A 15,556-nucleotide genomic window follows, 5' to 3' on the forward strand; every position below is an offset into this window, starting at 1 on the left:
TCTACCCCTTCTTTTTTATAATTGTAGACTCCCTTTATAGGGAACTACATAACAAACGCGTTCTCTGACTTCAATGATCAGTACTTGCGCTCCTCGTTCGATTGGTTGATCTTGAGGGGCATAGAAAGCTGCCGGGCGGCTGATTGAACCTGTGACACTTTTAAATTGAATCTCTCCCATTCCACTAACTGGAATTGGGGTAACAACTGTTGCAGTATTGCCTTCTAGATCTTTTTCAGAAATTGAAATGGTTGCTTCCGCATTTTTCATTGGCATCAACACATAAAAATTCAAGAAAAATACGAGTATCGAAGCAATTGCTCCGCTTACCAAAAACAGTATCAAATGATTCCATTCAAAGAAACGCTCGCCTAAATAACCAAATAATGAAGTAAAAGCTAGCCATGGTATAACTAGCATTGGATCAATTGGTCCATCAAAATTAAATACATCCCCAAAAATCACCAATAAAACAGCAATTCCTGCACAAATAATTAAAAGATAAAGATAAATTGTTTCAATCGGAATTCCTTGTATCACGTTCTCACTCCTTTCCCTAGTATACTTTCTAGAATAGAGGTGCTTTTAATCCCATCTAAGCTCCCTTGCCTTTTTCGTCGCACATTTTTGGCAACGTTCTCCCATTCTCTCCCGACTTTTCCCGACGATATCTATATTTTACCAATACTTTAGATAAAAGAACAGCCAATCTTAAAAAATCATACTAAGGATGTATTTCTTAAAAAAAATGAAACGAATACATCTTGGTTAAAAGATGATTCGTTTCATTCTTTGGTTTTTATTCATTTGATTTCAGAGCTTCGATCATATCGACTTTTTTCAACTTCCTATGCATAAAGACCATAACAAGCAGAGTGAAGAACAAAGTAATCAAGGCAGAATACATGTAGCTGAACCAATGAATGGTTGGTGAAAACATCAGCATATCCACTTCCACGGTAGTCAGCACATAGCTATGAACAATCTTTCCAAAGAAGCAACCAAAGAAAATACCAATCAGTGTCAAAATAATATTCTCACGATACACATACATTGTGACTTCTTTATCATAAAAACCCAACACTTTGATCGTTGAAAGTTCTCTGATACGTTCTGAAATATTGATATTCGTTAAATTATACAAAACAATAAATGCCAATAAACCAGAGACAGTAATTAAGACCCAAACAACAATGTTCAAACTATGGATCGTGTCATCTAATGCATCACTAGAAATGGATAGGAAAGAAACATTCAAGACCTTCTGATTTTCCATCAATTCTTTGCCGATCGATGCTTCCACTTTTTCACTTGGCGTTTTGTCAAAAAGTAAAAATTCTGTATTGTCTTGTGGCTCTTTCCCAAAAACCTTTTCATAGTAACTAGGTGTCATATACGCAAAATGTCCAGTATAGTTTTCAGCGATTGCTTTGATTTTAAGCTTATATTCTTGATTATCACTATCTTTCAAGATAAGCGTATCACCTGTTTTGTACTTGAAGAGATTTGCTAATTTTTCATTAATGATCACACCATCATCAGTTAATTGATATTTTTGGCCAGATTGACGATCATTGAATAAAATAAACTTGTCGATCTCTTTTGGCTTTTTAGGAACATAGATAGAAACAGCTTGTTTGGCGTTCGTATCTTTAGTTGTTTTCAACGATTCTACGTACAACGGCATTGTTTCTTTTAAACCATCCACTTTATCTAATACTGCTTGATAGTTTTGAGCTTCTTTTTCAGAAGCATCCTTGTTAAATGTTACGACTGCTTGATAGTGCCAGATTTTGTTAAATTGTACATCCACAATATCAGAGATGGAATCTTTTAATCCAAAACCTGTAATAATCAACGCCATACATCCAGCAATTCCCAAAACAGTCATCAACATTCGCTGTTTATAGCGGAATAAGTTTCGAGCAGTCACTTTTTGTATAAAGCTTAATCGAGTCCAAATCGGTTTTATTCGTTCCAGCCAAATTCTTTGTCCAGCTTTTGGAGCTTTTGGACGTAATAGACTGGCAGGGGTGCTGAATAAATCAATTCGTAAGACGACCATCGCAGCACCTGCAGTACATAAAACAGCTACTAAAATGCCAATCAAACTATAACTTAAATACCACGGAGTAACAAAATCAGGAATATTATATAATTGTCCGTAAGCATCAAATATAATTGTTGGGAATAAGTAGTATCCTACAAACAAACCTAAAACAGAGCCACATAAACTAGCGATTATCGCATAAACTAAAAATTTAAAGGCAATTTCGCCATTTCGGTAACCTAAGGCTTTCAAACTGCCAATTTCCATTCTTTTTTCTTCAACCATTCGTGTCATTGTTGTTAAACTAACTAAAGCTGCAATCAAGAAAAAGAATATTGGAAAAACTGTCGACAAGGAAGCGATCCTATTGGCATTATCTTCATATTCTGAATAACCAGGATTATCATCTCTTGTAAAATAATAATAATCAGCAGCTTTTAAATCAGCTAGTTCCTTTTGTTTCTTTTCTAATTGTTTTTTAGCATCATTCAATTCAGGCAACGTTTCTGTCTTCTTCTTTTGAAATTCTGCTAACCCTTGATCATAGGCAGTCTGCCCTTCATCGATTTTTGCTTGAGCTTCATTTAATTTGTTTTGACCGTCAATTTTTGACTGTTCCAGTTGTTGTTGCCCAACAGCTAATTGTTCTTGACCAGAAGCTATCTGTGATTCAGCTTGAGTAATTTGTGCTTGCGCTGCATTGATTTGTTGCTGACCTTCTGTGAATTGAGCAATGGATTGATTGATTGTTCCAATCGACTGATCAAGTGCTTGTAAGCCTTGATTAGCTTGCGTTTGTTGCGCAGCTAAGGTAGCTAACGCCCCATTAATCGTATCCATCACAACTGCAATATTGTCTCTAATCGGTTGTTGGATCAATTGATTGACCGCACTAGTAATTTCTGATGGTGAGCCTAAGGATTGAACTGCTGACTGTAGTTGAGGAGCAGCATTCGCAATGCTTTCAGCTAAAGACTCATCAGGTACACGATCTAAAACAGCAATGGATGCGGCTAAACTCTGATAACCATTTGTTAGCTGATTCACTGATTCACTCGCTGATAGCAGTTCAGTTCTCTGTTGTTGCAGACCGGGTAATGCATTTTGCCCTTCAGCGACTTTAGTTTGTGCTTGGGCCAATTCATTTTTCTTCGTTTCAAGGACATTTTTTTGTTCTACAAGTTGATTTTCACTTGTTGTAATTGTCGCTTGATTTTCATTAAGTTCATTTTCAGCTGCTGTAATTTGCTGAGTATATGTTTCTTGGGCTTGGACTAACTCTTGTTTACCTGATGCAAGTTCCTGTGCACTCGCTTGTAATTTGGTTTCAGCATCTTTTAGAGCATTTTCACCATCAGTAATGTCTTTTTGCGCTTTTTCAAGCGAATCTTTTGATTCTTCACGAATTTCTTGCACACGCTGTTCAGGGCGATTTTTCATTGCTTGCTTTACTGATGCAACTGCTTTTTCTCGCTTTTCTTTGTATTCTGTTGAATAACTGTCTATATCACTGAGACCTTTAAAGGATACTAGGATTTCTGTATATGCTGAAAGTTTCATATCTTCTTGTGGAACTATTGCAAAAAAATCTAGTGAACCTTTGCCGATCATTGTGTTTCCTCTAGATGTATTCTCAATATATTCAGGTGATTGAACAAATCCAACAATTTTGAACTGCTCTTTTTTTAAAGAGTTATCTTCGTTGTCTTCTTTTGATACTGTTAGTGTCTCCCCTAATTTATAGTGTCCTCGCATTTGAGCCAAGTCGTCTAATGCAATTTCCCCACTTTTTTCTGGTAGTCTTCCTTTAACAACTTGATAGTCTATCAACGGTGGCTTATTTGCTATATCGTAGCTAACAAATTTTACAGCTACATTCCGTTCGCTGATAGCAATATCTTTTGTATACCTGGGAAAAACAGTTTGAACATCTTTCGCTTGCTTTACTGCTTCAATATCTTTATCTACTAAACCAAGTGCCGACACAATTCGAGCATCTGGCAATTTTTGGTTTTGATAGTAATTCGAGGCAGTCTGGGTCATATCTGGGCCAGTTGCTTTTAGCCCTACAAATACCATGACACCGAGAAAAATAATGCCCATTATCGATAAGAAACGTGTTTTTGATTGTTTAATTTCTCGAAAGCTGGTTTTAAGTAACGCTGTTTTTTTCAACACGGTCACCTACCATTCTATCTCAGCTACAGGTTTTGGCTCATCATTGATTGTCATACTTCTTACCTTCGCATCATTAATGCGGATTACACGATCAGCCATTGGTGCGATAGCAGAATTATGAGTAATAATAATTACTGTGGTTCCTGTAGTACGAGCTGTTTCTTGTAAAATTGATAATATTTGTTTCCCTGTTTCATAATCCAGTGCCCCTGTAGGTTCGTCACATAATAATAATTTAGGACGTTTAGCAATAGCTCTGGCGATTGTCACTCGTTGTTGTTCTCCTCCAGATAATTGGGCTGGGAAGTTATCCAATCGGGCACCCAATCCAACTGATTTTAAGACCTCTTGTGAGTCTAATGCATCGGATACAATTTGTGAAGCCAACTCAACATTTTCTTTTGTCGTCAAATTAGGCACTAAATTATAAAACTGAAAAACAAAACCAACATCATTTCGACGATATGTGGTTAATTGTTTTTCGTTAAATTTTGAAATATCGGTTCCATCAATAATAATTTGTCCCTCATCACAAGAATCCATGCCGCCTAAGATATTTAAAACCGTTGATTTTCCTGCTCCGCTGGGACCTAAAATAACTGCAACTTCACCTTTTTCTACTGAAAAAGTGATCCCATCATTTGCAGCAATTGTTGTATCTCCCATATGGTATCTTTTATATTCATTTATTACATCGATGTACGCCATGACTTTTCAATCCCCTCTCAATGAAATTTTATCATAAGAAGCCAGACAAGTCCCTCTAGAAGGTCAAAAGGTTTTTGATTTTTTGTTTTTTTTTCGTATAATAGAAGGATGAAATTAAATCTGAATTGATGGTTAAGTTAAAAACAATTACTTCCTCAGTCTCTGATTTCAGTTAGGAGAAAATATATGGCAAGAAAAAAACAAAAACCGCCGTTTAGTCCAGCAGTTATGCTTATGGCGATTTTAATTATTTTAGTTTTAGGGGTCTTGGGTGTTCAAGTTCCAGACAGTGTTCAAGAACTATTTGGTATTCATCCACAAACACAACAACAAACAAAACCAAGTTCGACAAAACCATCACCATCTAAAAATCCCGGTCCAAAAGAATTGGGTGCTGCAACTTTTTCAAAAACAGAACTGGCAGATAGTAAAAAAGGCTGGATCGATTATCATTCCCTAGATTCACTAGGGCGTGCAACTGGTGCAGATGCTTTATTGAAACCAAATATGGTCAATACAGGAACTTCTGCTAATAAAGACGTGCGTCCTCCAGGTTTTATTTCTGGTACAGACCCGCATAACCATTCCAGAGGTCACCTTATCGGACGCCAATTAGGTGGTTCAGGTGATGATCCTAGAAATCTCACCACCCTTTATCAAACACCAGTTAATACGCCATTTATGACAAAGTATGAAAATCAGATTCGTCAAGCATTAGATAAAGGTGAAACCATTCGTTACCGCGTTACACCAATTTATGAAGGAACTGAACTGCTCTGTAAGCAAATAGAGTTAGAAGCCAAAGGTCTTGACAGAAATACTAAAATTGATTTTCGTGTTACGATTTTAAATGAAAAATAGCCTGTTACACTTTTAATTTAGGAGGTGCTCCATGGATTTCAAAAAAATCAAAGAAGAATACTCAGGTACAAATCCAGAAGAATTTTTGACTACTGTATTGAAAACAGAACAAGGGAACGATGACGCAATTATTTTTAGTCAAACATTGGAAGAACAATTTGAAGTGAACGTGGACTGTCTTGCTACGGATGAAACCATTACATTGGAAGATATCTCACGTTGGAAAGAAGATAGCTTTCTAGTTGTTGCCCAAACGATAGATGGAGATTATATTGCAGGTACACCGAATCAAACATTCGTGATTCCTGTTTCACTTTTTAAAATAGATATAGAAACATATGACTTATTTTTATCCGATTTCTTCATTGAGTATATTAATGGCGCTTTAAATTCTTCAATTTTGCCTCAGATTACTAAATAAAAAAGATTTCAGCAGAATCTGCTGAAATCTTTTTTTTATGCACGGTAACGTTCTACACCGTCTAAATACGTTGCATTTAATTCCATATCAGGGTTTAAAACGATAAAGTCAGCATCACGGCCCTTGGCAATCATCCCGCATTTATCATCAATTTTACAACTAACAGCTGGAACTAACGTTGCCATCATGATCGCTTGTTCTGGTGTTGCGATTTCCCAATCAACAACGTTTTTGATCGCTTCTTTTAATTTCAAAATACTACCAGCTAAATTGCCAGACTCTAAACGGGCTGTTCCATCTTTAACAACAACTGGAAACTCCCCTAAAATATAGTCTCCTTCTGGCATTCCACCTGCCATCATACAGTCAGTAATTAAAGCAACATGATCATGACCTGCTTTTTCCATTAAAATATCGGCTGCATTTGGATGAACATGATGTCCATCACAAATTAATTCAGAGAAAACATGTTTTAATGACATCAATGCGCCAACCATTCCTGGTTCACGATGATTCAATCCTCGCATACCATTATAAGCGTGAACAAAAACACTTGCACCAGACTCTACTGCATCTGTTGCTTGTTCTAGAGTCGCATCGCTATGTCCCAAAGCAACAATTACACCTTCATCCGTCACAGCTTTTACAAATTCTTTCACACCTTTGCGTTCTGGTGCTAACGCAATTTTCTTGATCAAACCACCAGATGCTTCTTGCCATTCATTAAATGTAGCTAAATCGGGATCACTAAAATAACTTGGGTTTTGAGCACCTTTATGTTCTTCCGTGAAGAAAGGACCTTCAAAATAAATTCCTTGTACTTTGGCCCCTGGAACTTCTTGATGAACTTCACCAATTGTTTTGGCAACATCTTTCAAGCGTTCTTTACTTGATGTTAACGTTGTAGGTAAGAATGACGTAACACCACAAGACAATAATCCTTCAGACATAACTTTCAAGCCTTCTGCATCACTGTCCATAACATCATGATTCATGTATCCATGAATGTGAGTATCGACTAAACCAGGTGCGATCCATTTTCCTTCTTCTTTAATCACTTTTACATCGTTTTCAGGAAGTTCTTTATAAAACTCTCCAAATATACCATCTGTAATTTCTAAATATCCAGGTCCTTTTACATCACTTTTTAAAAAGAACTTTTCCGCAAAGATAAACGTTCTCATCTTCATCCTTCTTTCTTTAATATTCTACTTTAAAAGTACTCTTAAAACCAGTTAAAGTCAAGAATGGTGTAGACCTTTTCTAAAAAAAATTCACTTAACATTCGTTATATTTTAATTGTTTCGATACGATGAATTTGTTTAGATAACACTTGATACTCCTCAGCTTTCTCAGCAAGTCCTTTTACAATCAGCAACTGGCTTTTCAACTGAAACAATTCGCTTAAATAGTAGTAACTATTTCTATTTCTTGACCAAACAATTCCTTGATCAATATATATTTGTGCTTCTTCCAAACGCTGTTGATCTGATAAAAACTTTGAATAATTATAAAAAATCTTTGTTAATTCAGCGGTCACACGTTTATTTGGTAACTTATGAAAATAATGAATACTTAACCTTAAGTGTCGCTCCGCTTCACTCGTTTGCCCAATACGGGCATACGTACTGCCGATACAACTAATTACCTGTATTTCAAAATCTGATAAATTGACTTTGTTTGCTTGGTACGTGTATGAAAGTCCTTTTTTCAGATCAAGTATCGCTTGTTCGTAATCATTGCATAAATAAAATTTGCAACTGCCTAAATAATAATAATAACGCTGCCAATCTGTATCTAAATGTAATCGCTCTTCGATTTGAGTATCTTTCATATAGTTCATTATTTTTCCGTACTCTTTATGACGAAAATAATCCGCTATTTTTTCAAATATTTGAGTGACCAGACGAACTTCTTCTGATTTAAATTGCATGATTTGATCAACGGTTACACCTAAACGCTGACAAATTTGTTGCATCACAACCACATTGGGTAATTCTTCATTGTTTTCAATTCTACTCAACACACTTTGTGAACAAATGTCTTCTGACAACATTTTTTGTGTTAATTTTCTATTCTTGCGAATTTCTTTAATAACTGCTCCAAAAGAATCCATAGCTTCACTCCTAAGCTAATTTCAATGATCTACTACGATTATAAAATATTTTTTACTAAAACAGTAAAATATGCGAATTCGCATTATGCATTTATTGTACTTTATTGCATAATATACTGCAAGAACATTACCTAACACTAGACCGAAACGATTTAAAATAATTCACTTTACAAATAAGGGGTGTTATTCATGACACAGGAGAAACGAATTAGCTTTAGCTGGGAAAAAAGTAGTTATATGGGCTATGTCGAAAAAGAATATGAAAATGCTTATTTGGTTGTTGTTTCGGACCCAAGTCCGGATATGGAAGAAAAATATACAAATCGTATGGTTATTAGTAAAAAAGATTGTCAAACTACAGAGTAACTTATTCTCTCATAAGTCACATTGTGTAGACGTTCTTAAAATCAGAGTGACTCAAAACAAAAATGTTTTGAGTCACTCTTTTTTTATTTCTGCTTGTACGTACTTAAAAACTCACGCATTTTTTCAGTCGTAAATTTCAAGTCTTCCATTTTTGGTAGATAGACGATTCTAAAATGATCTGGCTGTGTCCAATTAAACCCACCACCATGAACAAGTAAAATGTGATGTTCATGAAGAAAATCAAGAACAAATTTTTCATCATCATAAATATTAAAACGTGCAGTATCTATTTTCGGGAAAATATAAAAGGCCGCTTTAGGTTTTACCGCTGAAAGTCCAGGAATATCGTTGATTGCATTATAAATGTATTCACGCTGTTCATAGATTCTTCCTCCAGGCAGTAATAGATCGTCAACACTTTGATAACCGCCTAAAGCCGTTTGGATAATTTGTTGAGACAATACATTTGAACATAGACGCATCGAAGCTAGCATGTTTAGCCCTTCAATATAGCCTTTAGCATTTTTTTTATTACCGCTAAGCACCATCCAACCACAACGGAAACCAGCCACTCTGTGTGATTTTGATAAACCATTTAACGTTACAACAAACAAATCAGGTGCTAAAGTAGCAATTGGAATATGTGTTAAGCCATCCATCACCAAACGATCATAAATTTCATCTGAAAAAATAATCAAATCATTCTGTCTAGCGACTTCGACGATCTGTTCAAGTATTTCTTTAGGGTACAGTGCCCCTGTTGGATTATTTGGGTTAATTAAAACGATAGCTTTTGTATTTGCTGTGACTTTGGCCTTGATATCATCAATATCAGGGTACCATTCCGCTTGTTCATCACAAATATAATGAACGGGATTTCCGCCAGCTAATGACACAGACGCTGTCCACAAAGGATAGTCAGGCATTGGTACTAGCACTTCATCACCATTATTCAATAAGCCTTGCATACACATTGAAATCAGTTCACTTACACCATTTCCAGTATAAATATCATTGATTGTCACGTTAGGAAAACCTTTGACTTGGCAATATTGTTCAATTGCTTTTCGTGCCGAAAAAATTCCTTTTGAGTCGGAATATCCTTCTGAATTTCGAACATTCATAATCATATCACGAACCACTTCGTTGGGAGCATCAAAACCAAAAGGGGCGGGATTACCAGTATTAAGTTTCAAAATGCGAATGCCTTCTTCATGCATTCTGTCGGCCTCTTCTAAAACTGGACCGCGTACATCGTAACTCACACCATCAAGTTTGTTGGATTTTTCAAAATTTCTCATACTGTATCCCTCATTTTCAAAATTTATATCTTTAAAGTTACGCCACCTAGAAAAAAAAAGCAATGAAAAATTGGGAATTTTCTAAAAAAATTTGTAATTTTAACAAAAGAAGGATTTTATACATATTAAATCTCCTTTAAAAATCAAGGGTGGAAGTAGAATATTTTTCTTATAGAACAAAAAAAGATCAGTTTTCTTTTATTAAAAAACTGACCCTTTTTTGCTATTGCTTAGCTATTTTATGTTTATAAATCCTTGCTTCATAAGGCGCAAAAATCGTGTGTTGATGAATCGTATGCTCATTCAGATTGCATAATTCTAGCTGCCATTCTTCAATTCGAACATTTTTCGGCAAATCAGCAGAAGCAAAATCTTTTGACAAATTGATTATGACTATAAAACGTTCTTCGCCTAAACTGCGCCCATACACAAACAGTTGTGGATGCTCTGGTAAATATAGTTTATAGGTTCCATAAATCAATGCTTGATTTTCAGTCCTCAAACGAATAACCTTCTTGTAAAAATTCAAAATAGAATCTGGATCAGCCAATTCATCTAACACATTGACTTCTTGCTTATTTGGATTAATCACCATCCATGGCTTCCTTTTTGAAAAACCAGCATATTCTTCTGCAGTCCATTGCATTGGCGTTCTGGAGTTATCTCTTGCTGTTCTACGAATCACTTCCATTGCTTTTACTGGTTCAACTCCTGCATGGATCATTTCATAATAGAAATTCTTAGTATCTACTGCATCGATATCTTCGATTGAAGCAAATGGCATATTCGTCATACCAATTTCTTGTCCTTGATAAATAAATGGCGTTCCTTGAAGTAACAGAAATGTTAGCGCTAAGGCCTTAGCTGATGCCTTCCAAAATACCGTTTCTTCACTACCAAAACTTGATACAGATCTAGGAATATCATGATTTTCCATATACAATGCATTCCAACCTTTGCCGTCAGCTAAAGCTTCTTGCCACCTAGTGATTGCTTGCTTGAAATGAACCACATCCAAGGTTTCTTGTTCTTCTTTATTCCAAAGTGAGATATGATCAAATTCAAATAGCATATTGAAGTAGCCTTCTGTTTCTCCTACCCATTGATGAGCTTGTTCGGCACTAACTCCATTTGCTTCTCCAACCGTCAAAATATCCCTGTTTTTAAAAACATCTCGTAATTCTTCCAAATGCACTTCAATCCCAGGAACGTTTTTAAATGAAGCAAACGGATCATTCTCCGATGACGTTTCCAAAGGTGCTTTCTTTATATGAGAGATTGCATCCACACGAAATCCATCAATCCCTTTATCCAACCACCAGTTGATCATTGAAAACAAGTCTCTTTTTACTCGCGGATTTTCCCAATTGAGGTCTGGTTGCTCTTTAGCAAAAACATGTAGATAATATTGCTTGGTCATTTCATCATACTCCCAAGCAGATCCTCCAAAAATGGAAACCCAGTCATTCGGCGGACCATCAATTGTTCCATCCGCCCAAATATAATAGTCTCTATAATCGTCTTTGACAGAGGACCTTGATTCTAAAAACCAAGAATGCTGATTAGATGTGTGATTGATCACTAAATCCATAATAATCTTGATTCCCACTTTGTGTGCTTCTTTCAATAATAAGTCAAATTCCTCCATCGTACCATAAGTTGAAAGTATTTTTTGATAGTCACTGATATCATACCCATTATCTACATTAGGAGATTCATAAATTGGTGTAATCCAAATAAAACCGATTCCTAGTTCTTTCAGATAATCTAATTTTGAGCGAATACCATTTAAATCACCAATACCATCACCATCTGTATCCATAAAACTGCTTGGATATATCTGATAGCCAACTGCTTCTTTCCACCAAGTCCGCTTGATTGTCATACGTATCACTCCATTTTATCTTCGTCTTTCATTACATTATATAAGATGGAATGAAAAAACGTATCTGAAATGCATACTATTTCTTCATTAAGCAATGGATAATACTTTTGCTCTAAGCATTCAAATGGAAATAGGAAAGCAATTTTGCTATAGTTAATGTGTTTGAATAATAAATCTAGAGGTGGAGAATGAAAAAATTAGTTAGAGTCAGTATGTTTTATATGATTTTCGGATTATTAGCAGGGATTTTTTATCGTGAATTTACAAAATTGAATGATTTTACTGGAGAAACACAACTGGGTGTCTTACACACTCACATATTGATTTTAGGCATGTTCTTTTTCTTAATTGTTTTACTTTTGGAAAAAAACTTCCAATTAACTAAAGAGAAGAATTATAAGAAATTTTATGTTATTTATAATATTGGATTAGGAATAACACTGTTGATGATGATTGTTCGAGGTGTTTTGCAAGTATTATCTTATCCTGAATCAGCAGCTATTTCAGGTATCTCTGGATTAGGTCATATCATTATTACTATCGGGCTGGCTTATTTCTTTCAGGTTTTGTTTAAAGCGGTTAAAGAATAAATCGAATGATTGATACAAAAGACTCGATTTTTTAGAAAGGACGTTTGTTTTTGAGTATTCAAAAACTGCGTTCTTTTTTTAATATCCTCATCAATTGTTCATTCTGTTATTTTAAGCACACCTAAACGCCACCAGATTAGTTTTTAGGGTTTTAAAATTTGATATGTACATTTACTCAAACTTTTAAGGCGCTCCAGAAAACCTATCAGAAGTTAACAAAACATACAAAAAAATGATGAGCTTCTAAGAGGTCATCATTTTCCATCTTTCGTAATAGTTGTTAGTTTTTTAGACGTGTTCTCAAAAGTTGTTTTTGCTTTTGTTACCCAAGCACCTTTTGCCGAAGATTGAAAGTTTGAAATATAGTTAGCACTACTACTTCTTAATCGTTCTACTCGAGCTTGTCCCATGCTTTTAACTAGTTGCTTTTTCGTTTCTGCCGTTTGAACACATGGCGGAGCAACCAGGCTACGTATCAGAGCTTTTTCCAATTCTTTTCGTAATCTTTTTAACTCCAGTTTCATTTTTTCATTACTCATTTTCTTTTTTTCTCTCCTTCTCTTTTAAAAGAGTAAGTTCATCTTCTATTAATTGGGTTTGTTTCTTATAATGAATCGTGTTGTCTTCTTGTTTATTTTCTAATTCTTTCATTGTTTGATTAACAACTCTATCCCCATCATCTTTACATTGTTCTAATAAATGATAGACTCTGCTCATATTTATTGGTTCACTATATTCGGCTTGCTGATAATGATATCGATAATTTTCTGAAAGATTTTCTAACTCACGACCAAATTTTTGTTTTTCATAAAAGGCTTCTTCTAACTCTTCTTCGATCTTTCTTTGATTCTTTTCATACTCGGATTCTAAATCTGCTAATTTATTTAAATATGTTCTCTCCATAAACCTTTATCCCCTTATTTGTCTCGCTAGCTCTTGGTCAGTTTCTACTTGTTTGTTTATTGACGATTGGATTTGCCCAATTAATTCATGATATTCTTGTTGTATCGAAGATAATTCGATTATTTTTTGTTCATATTCTTCTTTTGGTTCTATTCGAACAATTGGCTCTGTTGCTCCACCAGTATTTAAAGAATCCACTACTTCTCCTTGATGTAATGTCGAGCCTATGGAGTCGGCTGTTTTTACTGTGTTTGTCCATAACTTATCGGAATCTTTCTTTGCTTCACGATACATTTTTTTGATATCATCTATTTCTACTTGAAGGGTTTTATTCATTCCTTGTGTTAAAATCAATGCTTCGGACGCATCTAAATAAATTTCTTCTGAAGCAGACAATCCTCCACCACTCTTTAAGAGCTTTGCTCGCAACACATCTAATGCTTTTAATTTACTCTGAGTATCTGTTTGAACTCTTTGTTGAGCCACATAAATTTTATTTAAATCTGGAGTATGCCGGCGAATGAAATCCTGTTCTTTTTTTGTTAAGAAACCAGTGATATCATGCTCTTTTCCATTTTTAATGATAATAATTTTCCCTGGATAGATACTTCCAGGAACTCCACCTGCAGCTTTATTTAATGGATCATTTTCAGATACAAAATAAATGATATTTCCGCTGTATCGTCCAAATAAATCAGATAATTCTTGTTGACTCGACTTCTTTAGATTTCCTAGTAAATTCATTAGTGGGGCTGAATTGTAAAGAATGATATTAGGAATATTGTGTTCCATGCCCATGATTGTCCCATTTCTTCCACCTAGGGAATGACCTGTAACAGTGTCGATGTTATATCCATTTGCTTTTAAATCATTCATGAATTTATTACTAGCATCAAAATATGCAGAAGAAGGGCCATCTCCTTTAAAGGCTATGTTCCCCCATTGGCCTATGTCTTTTGCGCTTTCTAATATACCATTGTCAAGGTTAGTACCAGTAAAACCGACTACAACCTTTCCTGTGTTGTTATCTAGAAATGCTACACCACTTGAACTTGTTTTTGGGTCATAGAACGCATCTACTAGTTGGAGATTAGAAGGAAATTTCCCTTTTTCTTGTAGTGTATCAATTTGTCCTTGAACCTCTTTTAGAGGCACATTATTTACTAGTGCATTTTCTATTTCATAAGAAATTGTTGATACTGCACTAGTTGCTTCACTATCTTTTTTTATACCTTTATCTTTTACTTCATACTTACTCACTTGCTAAATCCTCCTCAGAAAGAGGTTGAAAATCAATAGAATCTGAGAAAAATACGCTTAACTTCTTATCAAATCTAAATTCTAGCTGTTTATAGCCAATTGAATTGCCTTCTAAGTCCCCAGTTCCTTTCAACAATAAAGTAGGAGCTTTATCTGTAACAATATCATACTTACTTCTCAATGCTTGAACATTTGAATCTTCATTCGTTAATTGATATTCTAATTCATACATTGGAACCTCTGAATTATACATTTTTTTTATATTTTTATAGTTATCTAATTTGTCGAAATTTCCATACTGAACAAAGAACTTGAATTTTTCAATCTTATTTTTCATTTCTTCCCCGGGTATATCTTCTGATAAATGAAAACCATTCTCATCATATATAACTGGATATTTTTCTTTCTCAATAGGCTTACTCAAATCATTAGAAGTTTTTCTAATATAATAGAATCCTTTTGCTTTTCTTGTATTTCTATTAATTCTTAGCAACATACCTTCTGTAAGTAAATCTCCTTCTTCTGTTTTACTCATTGAAAAATCAGAATTTAATACCCAAACTCCCTTATCATCCTTATTGAACTCATCATCTCGATAGCCTTCCATATCATAGAAACTCTCCAAATTGGGTGTTGGATACATTGCTAATACTTTATCAAAACTTTGTTCAATTTCTGCTTTTTTTTTTGTGTCACATCCAGTTAATCCACTCATTATCATTAGCCCTCCTAAAAATAAATATATTTTTTTCAAGATATCGTTTCCTCCCAAACAGGATAAAATTTATTTCATATTAAAATTTATTTACACCCTAATTAACATTTATTTTACCAAAAGAATAATGAAATAGATAGTTCGTTATTGGTATCAAATCTTAGATAACTTTTCGTAGAGACGAAATCTATTAAACTTATCT

Annotated in this window: 15 protein-coding genes; 4 read left to right on the top strand and 11 right to left on the bottom strand. The window is 34.7% G+C overall.

All coding sequences use genetic code 11. The annotated features are described in order from the left end of the window. Nucleotides 1–15: 15 nt before the first annotated feature. The 3 genes from BCR23_RS06445 to BCR23_RS06455 form a co-directional block, all read right to left on the bottom strand. Entirely contained in the window at nt 16–540 is a 525-nt protein-coding gene (locus tag BCR23_RS06445) for an NfeD family membrane protein (protein ID WP_069634669.1), read from the bottom strand. A gap of 259 nt (nt 541–799) precedes the next feature. Next, nucleotides 800–4,228 carry an FtsX-like permease family protein gene (locus tag BCR23_RS06450; protein ID WP_083241903.1) on the bottom strand — a complete coding sequence of 1,143 codons (3,429 nt, stop codon included), beginning with the start codon at nt 4,226–4,228 and terminating at the stop codon, nt 800–802. A 6-nt stretch (nt 4,229–4,234) separates the two neighbouring features. After that, the gene (locus BCR23_RS06455) at nt 4,235–4,936 is read right to left on the bottom strand and encodes an ABC transporter ATP-binding protein (protein ID WP_069634671.1); all 702 of its coding nucleotides are present in this window, start codon (nt 4,934–4,936) and stop codon (nt 4,235–4,237) included. A 186-nt stretch (nt 4,937–5,122) separates the two neighbouring features. Between BCR23_RS06455 and BCR23_RS06460 the strand changes: the two genes are divergently transcribed. Both BCR23_RS06460 and BCR23_RS06465 read left to right on the top strand, forming a co-directional pair. After that, nucleotides 5,123–5,797 (top strand): DNA/RNA non-specific endonuclease, encoded by a 675-nt coding sequence (locus BCR23_RS06460; RefSeq protein WP_069634672.1) that lies wholly within the window; start codon nt 5,123–5,125, stop codon nt 5,795–5,797. 31 nt (nt 5,798–5,828) lie between these two features. Further along, nucleotides 5,829–6,218, top strand: coding sequence for a hypothetical protein (locus tag BCR23_RS06465; RefSeq protein ID WP_069634673.1), 390 nt, complete (start codon nt 5,829–5,831; stop codon nt 6,216–6,218). 35 nt (nt 6,219–6,253) lie between these two features. Here the strand turns inward: BCR23_RS06465 and nagA are convergent, their stop codons facing one another. Next, complete coding sequence (nagA, locus tag BCR23_RS06470; protein WP_069634674.1) at nt 6,254–7,402, bottom strand: N-acetylglucosamine-6-phosphate deacetylase; 1,149 nt, start codon at nt 7,400–7,402, stop codon at nt 6,254–6,256. A gap of 104 nt (nt 7,403–7,506) precedes the next feature. Beyond that, nucleotides 7,507–8,334: a helix-turn-helix domain-containing protein gene (locus tag BCR23_RS06475; protein WP_069634675.1), complete on the bottom strand. Its 828-nt coding sequence runs from the start codon at nt 8,332–8,334 to the stop codon at nt 7,507–7,509. Nucleotides 8,335–8,523: 189 nt separating this feature from the next. Between BCR23_RS06475 and BCR23_RS14725 the strand changes: the two genes are divergently transcribed. Further along, nucleotides 8,524–8,700: a hypothetical protein gene (locus BCR23_RS14725; protein WP_167352158.1), complete on the top strand. Its 177-nt coding sequence runs from the start codon at nt 8,524–8,526 to the stop codon at nt 8,698–8,700. An 83-nt stretch (nt 8,701–8,783) separates the two neighbouring features. Here the strand turns inward: BCR23_RS14725 and BCR23_RS06480 are convergent, their stop codons facing one another. Then, on the bottom strand, nt 8,784–10,001 hold the full coding sequence (locus BCR23_RS06480) for a pyridoxal phosphate-dependent aminotransferase (protein WP_069634676.1): 1,218 nt from the start codon (nt 9,999–10,001) through the stop codon (nt 8,784–8,786). A 223-nt stretch (nt 10,002–10,224) separates the two neighbouring features. Beyond that, entirely contained in the window at nt 10,225–11,886 is a 1,662-nt protein-coding gene (locus tag BCR23_RS06485; RefSeq protein WP_069634677.1) for a glycoside hydrolase family 13 protein, read from the bottom strand. Nucleotides 11,887–12,074: 188 nt separating this feature from the next. Here BCR23_RS06485 and BCR23_RS06490 point away from each other — a divergent pair, with 188 nt between their 5' ends. Next, nucleotides 12,075–12,476, top strand: a complete 402-nt coding sequence (locus BCR23_RS06490; RefSeq protein WP_069634678.1) for a DUF2871 domain-containing protein — start codon at nt 12,075–12,077, stop codon at nt 12,474–12,476. A 254-nt stretch (nt 12,477–12,730) separates the two neighbouring features. Here BCR23_RS06490 and BCR23_RS06495 read toward each other — a convergent pair whose 3' ends face one another. Genes BCR23_RS06495 through BCR23_RS06510 form a run of 4 tightly spaced genes read right to left on the bottom strand, consistent with a single transcriptional unit; the run spans nt 12,731 to nt 15,393 of the window. Then, nucleotides 12,731–13,015 (bottom strand): hypothetical protein, encoded by a 285-nt coding sequence (locus BCR23_RS06495; RefSeq protein ID WP_069634679.1) that lies wholly within the window; start codon nt 13,013–13,015, stop codon nt 12,731–12,733. Beyond that, nucleotides 13,008–13,379 (bottom strand): hypothetical protein, encoded by a 372-nt coding sequence (locus BCR23_RS06500; RefSeq protein ID WP_069634680.1) that lies wholly within the window; start codon nt 13,377–13,379, stop codon nt 13,008–13,010. The genes BCR23_RS06495 and BCR23_RS06500 overlap by 8 nt, the downstream gene beginning before the upstream one ends. Before the next feature lie 6 nt (nt 13,380–13,385). Further along, nucleotides 13,386–14,639 (bottom strand): alpha/beta hydrolase family protein, encoded by a 1,254-nt coding sequence (locus BCR23_RS06505; protein ID WP_069634681.1) that lies wholly within the window; start codon nt 14,637–14,639, stop codon nt 13,386–13,388. Next, nucleotides 14,632–15,393, bottom strand: coding sequence for a tandem-type lipoprotein (locus BCR23_RS06510; RefSeq protein WP_071870063.1), 762 nt, complete (start codon nt 15,391–15,393; stop codon nt 14,632–14,634). The genes BCR23_RS06505 and BCR23_RS06510 overlap by 8 nt, the downstream gene beginning before the upstream one ends. Between the last annotated feature and the right edge of the window lie 163 nt (nt 15,394–15,556).

It is taken from the genome of Enterococcus quebecensis, assembly GCF_001730365.1.
GTDB classification, from domain to species: Bacteria; Bacillota; Bacilli; order Lactobacillales; family Enterococcaceae; genus Enterococcus_L; species Enterococcus_L quebecensis.

Bases quoted from the DNA above. Each gene is read 5' to 3' on its own strand.
- BCR23_RS06455 (WP_069634671.1), bottom strand. From the start codon at position 4,936: ATGGCGTACATCGATGTAATAAATGAATATAAAAGATACCATATGGGA.
- BCR23_RS06460 (WP_069634672.1), top strand. From the start codon at position 5,123: ATGGCAAGAAAAAAACAAAAACCGCCGTTTAGTCCAGCAGTTATGCTT.
- BCR23_RS06465 (WP_069634673.1), top strand. From the start codon at position 5,829: ATGGATTTCAAAAAAATCAAAGAAGAATACTCAGGTACAAATCCAGAA.
- nagA (WP_069634674.1), bottom strand. From the start codon at position 7,402: ATGAGAACGTTTATCTTTGCGGAAAAGTTCTTTTTAAAAAGTGATGTA.
- BCR23_RS06475 (WP_069634675.1), bottom strand. From the start codon at position 8,334: ATGGATTCTTTTGGAGCAGTTATTAAAGAAATTCGCAAGAATAGAAAA.
- BCR23_RS14725 (WP_167352158.1), top strand. From the start codon at position 8,524: ATGACACAGGAGAAACGAATTAGCTTTAGCTGGGAAAAAAGTAGTTAT.
- BCR23_RS06480 (WP_069634676.1), bottom strand. From the start codon at position 10,001: ATGAGAAATTTTGAAAAATCCAACAAACTTGATGGTGTGAGTTACGAT.
- BCR23_RS06485 (WP_069634677.1), bottom strand. From the start codon at position 11,886: ATGACAATCAAGCGGACTTGGTGGAAAGAAGCAGTTGGCTATCAGATA.
- BCR23_RS06490 (WP_069634678.1), top strand. From the start codon at position 12,075: ATGAAAAAATTAGTTAGAGTCAGTATGTTTTATATGATTTTCGGATTA.
- BCR23_RS06495 (WP_069634679.1), bottom strand. From the start codon at position 13,015: ATGAGTAATGAAAAAATGAAACTGGAGTTAAAAAGATTACGAAAAGAA.
- BCR23_RS06500 (WP_069634680.1), bottom strand. From the start codon at position 13,379: ATGGAGAGAACATATTTAAATAAATTAGCAGATTTAGAATCCGAGTAT.